The 6921-nt window shown below is 40.6% G+C and carries 9 protein-coding genes and 1 rRNA gene; 9 read left to right on the plus strand and 1 reads right to left on the minus strand.

The features are described from left to right. The 6 genes from rrf to BLS16_RS22770 all read left to right on the plus strand — a co-directional run. Positions 1-106, plus strand: a 5S ribosomal RNA gene (gene rrf / locus BLS16_RS22745); the annotation flags it as partial. Positions 107-222: 116 nt separating this feature from the next. Beyond that, on the plus strand, positions 223-480 hold the full coding sequence (locus BLS16_RS22750; RefSeq protein WP_092335859.1) for a hypothetical protein: 258 nt from the start codon (positions 223-225) through the stop codon (positions 478-480). A gap of 366 nt (positions 481-846) precedes the next feature. Continuing rightward, positions 847-1842 (plus strand): FRG domain-containing protein, encoded by a 996-nt coding sequence (locus BLS16_RS22755; RefSeq protein WP_092335860.1) that lies wholly within the window; start codon positions 847-849, stop codon positions 1840-1842. A gap of 155 nt (positions 1843-1997) precedes the next feature. Further along, positions 1998-2150 carry a YtrH family sporulation protein gene (locus BLS16_RS23355; protein ID WP_242876413.1) on the plus strand — a complete coding sequence of 51 codons (153 nt, stop codon included), beginning with the start codon at positions 1998-2000 and terminating at the stop codon, positions 2148-2150. Between the two features lie 80 nt (positions 2151-2230). Further along, positions 2231-2443 carry a sporulation membrane protein YtrI gene (locus BLS16_RS24940; protein ID WP_486598909.1) on the plus strand — a complete coding sequence of 71 codons (213 nt, stop codon included), beginning with the start codon at positions 2231-2233 and terminating at the stop codon, positions 2441-2443. Between the two features lie 317 nt (positions 2444-2760). Beyond that, positions 2761-3312 carry a prolyl-tRNA synthetase associated domain-containing protein gene (locus BLS16_RS22770; protein WP_092335862.1) on the plus strand — a complete coding sequence of 184 codons (552 nt, stop codon included), beginning with the start codon at positions 2761-2763 and terminating at the stop codon, positions 3310-3312. 13 nt (positions 3313-3325) lie between these two features. Here BLS16_RS22770 and BLS16_RS22775 read toward each other — a convergent pair whose 3' ends face one another. Beyond that, a complete protein-coding gene (locus BLS16_RS22775) occupies positions 3326-3934 on the minus strand; it encodes a nitroreductase family protein (RefSeq protein ID WP_092335863.1) in 609 nt (202 codons plus the stop codon). A gap of 381 nt (positions 3935-4315) precedes the next feature. Between BLS16_RS22775 and BLS16_RS22780 the strand changes: the two genes are divergently transcribed. The 3 genes from BLS16_RS22780 to BLS16_RS22790 all read left to right on the plus strand — a co-directional run bounded on the left by BLS16_RS22780 (position 4316) and on the right by BLS16_RS22790 (position 6609). Further along, complete coding sequence (locus tag BLS16_RS22780) at positions 4316-4660, plus strand: MarR family winged helix-turn-helix transcriptional regulator (RefSeq protein WP_242876414.1); 345 nt, start codon at positions 4316-4318, stop codon at positions 4658-4660. A gap of 186 nt (positions 4661-4846) precedes the next feature. Next, a complete protein-coding gene (locus BLS16_RS22785) occupies positions 4847-5974 on the plus strand; it encodes an epoxyqueuosine reductase (protein ID WP_092335865.1) in 1128 nt (375 codons plus the stop codon). 11 nt (positions 5975-5985) lie between these two features. Then, positions 5986-6609, plus strand: a complete 624-nt coding sequence (locus BLS16_RS22790) for a DUF3786 domain-containing protein (RefSeq protein ID WP_092335866.1) — start codon at positions 5986-5988, stop codon at positions 6607-6609. Positions 6610-6921 lie beyond the last annotated feature (312 nt).

Below are 6921 nucleotides of genomic sequence, written 5' to 3' on the forward strand. Positions count from 1 at the left end.
ATGCCGGAGGGGTTCCACCCGTTCCCATACCGAACACGGAAGTTAAGACCTCCAGGGCCGATGATACTTGGGGCATAGCCCCTGGGAAAGTAGGTCATCGCCAGGTAACAAGCGAAAGACTATCTTTACGAGATGGTCTTTCTGTGTATATAATACTGTAGAAACGTATGAGGGAATCTGGGGAGTCGGGGTTCCACGATCCACACTGCAGGAGAATGCGTTATGGGACGCAGTGTGGCGAAAAGCTCATCCGCTTTTCGTATACCGAACACGGAAGTTAAGACCTCCAGGGCCGATGATACTTGGGGCATAGCCCCTGGGAAAGTAGGTCATCGCCAGGTAACAAGCGAAAAACCATCTCTAACGAGATGGTCTTTCTGTGTATATAATACTGTAGAAACGTATGAGGGAATCTGGGGAGTCGGGGTTCCACGATCCACACTGCAGGAGAATTCGTTTCGGGACGCAGTGTGGCGATAAGCTCGTCCGCATATCGTGTTCGGATCCACATTGCAGGAGTTTGCGTCACAAGTCGCAATGTGGCGAAAGGCTCGTCCGCCTTTCGTTCCAGGGCCGATGATACTTGGGGCATAGCCCCTGGGAAAGTAGGTTATCGCCAGGTAAACAAGCGAAAGACCATCTCTGAATGAGGTGGTCCTTTTTTATGTGTCATCCTTCCACCTCATCTGGGGTGTCTTAAATTCGCCGACGTGGGCGAATTTGGGGAGTCGGGGTTCCACGATCCCACACTGCAGGAGTATGTCTTTTATGTTGAAGTGTGGCGAAAGGATCGTCCGCTCTTCACATGAAACCTTATTTTTCATATCTTATAGAGGAGGTGAAGAAATGCCTAATGGAGGACAACTAGCGGGCCCTGTGACTCAATGTGTGTCTCGAATTAACAGTGTTGAAGGGTATTTAAATGCTGTCAATGAAGTATTCCAGAGAATTTGTCCTGTTGGGAGATCTGAATTATGGTATCGTGGTCAAAACCAATCTGCTAATCCAACTGGATTTAATCTAACACCAAGTATTGCTCGATCTGGCCGCAATCCGCTGATGGAGATTATCTATCTATCGAAGTTTAAATCCTATGCAATTCCTTTTGTTCAGGAATTACCCTCTTTTCCTATGCCAAATGGCTCGGATGCCTATTGGCACTGGCTCTTTATGATGCAGCACTACGGGGTACCAACCCGGTTATTAGATTGGAGCCGCGATGCGCTAACTGCTCTATTCTTTGCCTTAGATGGACGAGGGCCTAATGATGCTGGCAAAGATGCTGCGGTTTGGATTCTTAATCCTGTCCGCCTCAATGAAGCCTTCTCTTTTCATAGTTTTGTGAAACCGGGATATATTCCTAATGTCAACGAAAGAATTGTTAATCTATACTTTGGTCCAAATGCTGAAATCCCTTCCGATAAGAAACCGGCTGCAGTAATCGGCCCTCTAAACAACACCCACATTATTGCTCAACGTGGAGTTTTTACTGTATTTCCTCATGATAAGGAGATTAAATCTTTAAATCTCTTTTCAGACGCTTCAAATTATCTTGCAGAAATTTGTATCGCTGCTGAAAGCATTTCCTTAATTTCTGAACAGTTAAGACGCTACGGGGTCACACGGTTTACACTTTACCCAGATATAACTGAGGTCAGTAATCAAATTACCCTTGAGGCTGAAGAGGAGGGACAGCTTCCCGTTACAGTTTCTGATGCTAATCAGGAAATTGCAACACAATCAGTAAAGATTAACCAAGGAAGGCCTCTTTTCACTGGCGGTGCATTCAAGGAGACAGGGTCTTCCTTTCTTTCTTTAAAAAATAACGAATCAATTAATTAATGGCTAAAGGGAAACTCTTGCACACTGGGAGAGAGGTCACCGGAGACATGTGAGGAGCTAGGCGTCTTTCTTATGACGTCTTAGAATTCACAACTTAGGAGAAACCTCATAAAGGCTATGCAAGGATCATATCTTATCATAGAGGTGCTTAAGGTATGGTAATAATCTTGTCTAGTCTTTTTAGCAGTATTGTTAATAATTTTTTAATTTCCTTTGGGGTAGTGGTTGGAGCTAGTATTTTTGGCGGAATAGGAGCTGTCAAATTGCCTACCTTGAACAGATTATTGATGATAAGAACGCTGTACTAGAAAAATTTGAAAAGAATATTAATACAAGAAGTCTTCGAATTAAGCGTATTGAAGTAGCCTTAGTTTTCGATGGAGATGAAATTGATCAGATAAACATCGAAAAGAGCGTAAAGGATAGGTATAGCGCGCTATTAGGCAAAGAAGTTAATAAAATTGATTCTGATTTAATTATCGAGGTTGTTGATAAAAGAATTTTGAAAATTGAAGATAAGGAATATAAACTAAAGGTTAACAAACTAATTCTTACAGAGGTAATGAAAATATGGATTAGTGTTGAACCAGTAAGTCAATAATGAGGATTATTATTCCGTTTGAAGAATTCTTGAACTTTACTGCCAGAACTGCTTTTGTTCTGGCAGTTTATAAATATTTATTGATCATTTGCTTTTATGTAAGTGTATTTTTTGGCTTGATTAAGTTCTAGGGGGAATGTGGTCGTTTGCCATTTTTTGAACCGGTTGTGATAAATGGAAAAACTGATAGGCTTGTACTTTATAGCATTACTATGGAGTATCAAGCCTATCAGTTTTTCATGGAACTTTTGCTTTTGTGAATTTGTCAAAAGTACTATAATGTTTACAAAGAAATCATAGGGAGGAAAGGATAACCCATGCAAAGTATACAAATAGATCGTACTCTTTATAACACAAAACCTGACGAGGCAGACCGTACCCGAAAAGAAATGGATACTTACGACCGATTAGATAAGTTAGGTATTTCCTATTTCAGGTTAGACCATGAAGAAACACCATCTATTGAGGCTTGTGATGAAATAGAGAAGCTATTAGGAATTGAAATCTGCAAAAATCTATTTCTTTGTAACACCCAAAAAACAAGATTTTATCTGCTAATGATGCCGGGCCGCAAGAAGTTTAGAACGAAGGATTTATCCAGACAAATAAATTCTTCCAGATTATCCTTTGCCGAGGCCGATGATATGGAGAAGTATTTAAACATAGTTCCTGGATCAGTCAGCGTATTAGGTCTTATGAACGATGTAAACAAATGTGTTACGCTGTTAATTGATAAAGATGTATTACGGGATGAATTCCTTGGATGCCATCCTTGTGTCAACACATCTAGCTTAAAAATCAAGACTACAGACCTTTTAACCAAGTTTTTAGCTTATACCGGACATGAACCCACTTTTGTGGAATTATAATCAAGATAAGCTCTTAAACCTCTTTAAGCAAGATCTGCTCCAGCTCGATTCGAGGACGAGTATTTGGGTTTTGATCAGGGTAACCTACGGGCAATAAGGCTACCACATTGTAGTTCTCACCTAGTCCTAGAATCTGTTTTACTTTCTCTTGATCGAACATCATAACCCAGCACGTGCCAAGGCCCAGGTCGACAGCACGCAATGTAATATGATCGATTGCAATGGCTGCATTTAAGCGTAAGTAGGCTTCGGCAGTGGCTTGATCCATTGGTCGGCGTTTAGCATAGCTTTCTGTGTCCATTTTTTCCAGGGGAGTATCTTTAAAAGCTCCGGCCTCCATGAGTTCGCGTGCGCGGGTTCCTATGCCACTAAGGGACTCTGTGTCTATACAGCAGGCGATGACGACTGGCGCCTGGCTTACAAAGGGTAAGGGAGTAGCTTCACTTAATTGTGCACGAGCGGCTTCACTTTTAATCACGACGAAGCGGGTAGGTTGTAGATTACTGCCAGATGGAGCTAGTCTTGCAGATTCAATAAGTTCAGTAATCTGAGAATCTGGGATTGGATCTGATTTGAATTTACGAATACTACGCCTAGCTTTCATTGCTTCTAGTAATTCCATTTTAATAACCTCATTTCCACAAATTTAAGAATTTATTATGGGGATTTGAATATGGTCTGAGCATAACGGTAGTTGTCACTGCCGGTTCAAAGATAGTATGAGGAATGAAATATTTCTTATACCCTTCTTATTAAATATATTTTACCATAAGGTTATTGTATCAAATTTCTTATCAGTATTGACATTAAGGGCTAGAAAAATATATATTAGAACAAACACAATATGTGTATATACACATGTTAGTGCTACTAGAATTATCTAGCTAAGGAAGGCGATAGTGCCATGACGCAGCAGCTTAATTACAATTCGAAATCTCCCAGCCCTTGTCACTGCTTAAATATAAGGAGGGCGTCTAGGTCGGTAACTCAATTTTATGAAAGGGTGCTAGAACCGAGTGGGTTAAAGGTTACTCAGTATTCATTATTGCGAAATCTTGAATGGGCTAAGTTAGTTAGTATGACTGAGCTGGCCAGAATTATGCGGATTGATCGGACTACCTTGAATCGTAATATAAAGCCCCTGGTGAAAGCAGGTTTAATAGAAGTTAATGCTTCTGGAGAAGACTCACGTTCAAGAAATGTGATGCTCACCGAGGCAGGGAAGGTTACCTTAGCTAATGCCGGGGTGTTGTGGAGGGAAGCCCAAGAATCTATAGAAGAATATTTGGGAATTGAAGAATTAGATAATCTTAAGAAATTACTTTCGAAACTTGAGGCTTTAGTTTAAATTCACCAAGGATGTATTAAATATACTAATTAGTGAATTTTAACTTAGTGAATTTAAACCTAAATTAGTGTATATACACGTTTATATCAAACAATAGAAGGGTGAGCATGTTGAAAATATGACGGGTTTTTAGTGAAGGGTTATAAATCGAATACACCTTAGTGGTTTAGAGAGGAGAGATTGGGAATGTCTTTAACAACCCAAATAAAGGAGTTTGCCTTGGATATAGGGTATAGCAAAGTTGGGATTATACCTGCTGAAAGCTTTCCGGAATACATAGCTGATTTAACTAATCGACAGGAGATGTATTCATTCTATATCAAGGGAGCCTATCGTCCCTTGCTTGGAGCGGAACCACGTTCACTGATGCCCAAGGCAAAGTCGATCATTACAACAGTCTATGATTATTCGCAAAAGAAATTCCCAAAGGAATTGACGGATAAAATTGGCAGAGTTTATCAAGCCAGGTGTTATAATGCTCCTCCTGAGCGGATCAATGGAGCCAGGCCACAATTGATGAAGAATTTTCTGCGTCAACTAGGATGCGAAGTTGGAGAAAAAATCAGTTTGCCGGAAAGATTAGTCGCTGCCAAAGCAGGCATTGTGAATTACGGAAGGAATAATTTTGCTTATGCCGAAGGTATAGGCTCCTTTATCTATCTTACTTCCTTCGTAGTTGATAAGGAGCTGGACTATGATAGCCCTAGTTTTGTGGTGGGTTGCCCGGAAGGCTGTTCAGCCTGCATGAAAGCTTGTCCGACGCAAGCCATTTATGAGCCTTTGAAATTGAACCCCCGCCGTTGTATCGCCTTTAATACCTTCATAACTCAAGATCGTATGGTAGGAAGTTACATTGAACCAGAGATTCGTGATAAAATGGGCACAAAGATTCATGGGTGCGACATCTGTCAAGAGGTCTGTCCCCGGAATCAGGCAAGGTTAAAGGAAAAACTTCTCGAAGATGAGTTTTTGGTTAAAGTGGCTCAGGATTTTAGTCTCGCAAAAATTCTTAATATGACAGACAATCTCTATTTATCGAGAATACAACCATTAATGTACAATTATATAAAAGAGAAGAAATATTTTCAGCGAAATGCAGCCATTGCCCTTGGGAACCTTGGTGATCCGGCATTTATCCCTGATCTGTCAGTTGCCATGCATGATCCAGAAGAGTTGGTGCGTGGTTATGTAGCTTGGGCTTTAGGGAAAATTGGCGGCCAATTAGCCAAAGGAATTCTTATGGAAGGTAACGGCAGGGAAACATCCGAATTTGCCAAGAGAGAGATTAGAGAAGCCTTATCGAGGATTGAATAGGGGCGTAAATTATGGAAACAAATTACCGAATTGCCTACAATAAATACTGGCAGGATTTAAAAAAGATGGATCCGGAAGAAATTGCCACACACTTGGCGGTGACCTATTCTAGCGATACCCAACAATTCATGGTAAGCTTCTTCAATTCAGAGTATATAGTTGACTACAATACCGAAAGGATCTATAGGAAAGTAGACGGGCATGTACCTGAGATAAACGCTGCAATAATCATGCTTAATTACCTGGCCTATGCCAAAACGCCTCAAGAAATGCCGAAAAAATGGGTTAGTCTCAAAGAGCTTCCGAAGGGTGGAATGTTGTTCTATCCTGCCTTTCATAAAGATTCGATATTAGGACTAGTTAAATCCTTCGGGCAACAGCCTAAAGGATTATTAGAGTGCGCTGCTGCCTTAGGTGGAGTACCGGCATCCTTTGGAGATGCGTCAGTTGTTTTTCAAGCCTTTCCCGAAATTCCTCTATGTGTAATAGTTTGGGAAGGGGACGAAGAAGTTCAGGCAAATGCTACCATCCTATTCGAGCCTTCTATTGAACATCTACTGCATATTGAGAGTGCAATTGGGTTGGGGATGTATCTGGCAAGTAAATTAAGGCGGGAAGCAAAATCCTCTTTGTAGCACATAGAGTTATGAATATAAAGATCAAGAAATTTGGGATAATAAGAGGACCGGCGAGTAGAGTAATAATATCCGTAGAGTATAAAGAAGCTGATTATAAAAGATATCTATAGTATGTAACCTGCATTAAAAATACCAAAAAGTCATTGCAACTTCTTAATAAGTAGGCAATGACTTTTGACTTTGCCTCCATTATGTCTTTTCTATTAATATTGTATCCTGACTTTAGAAGTTAGAGGGGTGAAAAATAGCTGAATCGCTTGGAGCACAAGCGATTCGGCTATTTTAAAAATGTCCTATTATTTCAGGTTT

Source organism: Desulfosporosinus hippei DSM 8344 (genome assembly GCF_900100785.1).
Classification (GTDB): Bacteria; Bacillota; Desulfitobacteriia; order Desulfitobacteriales; family Desulfitobacteriaceae; genus Desulfosporosinus; species Desulfosporosinus hippei.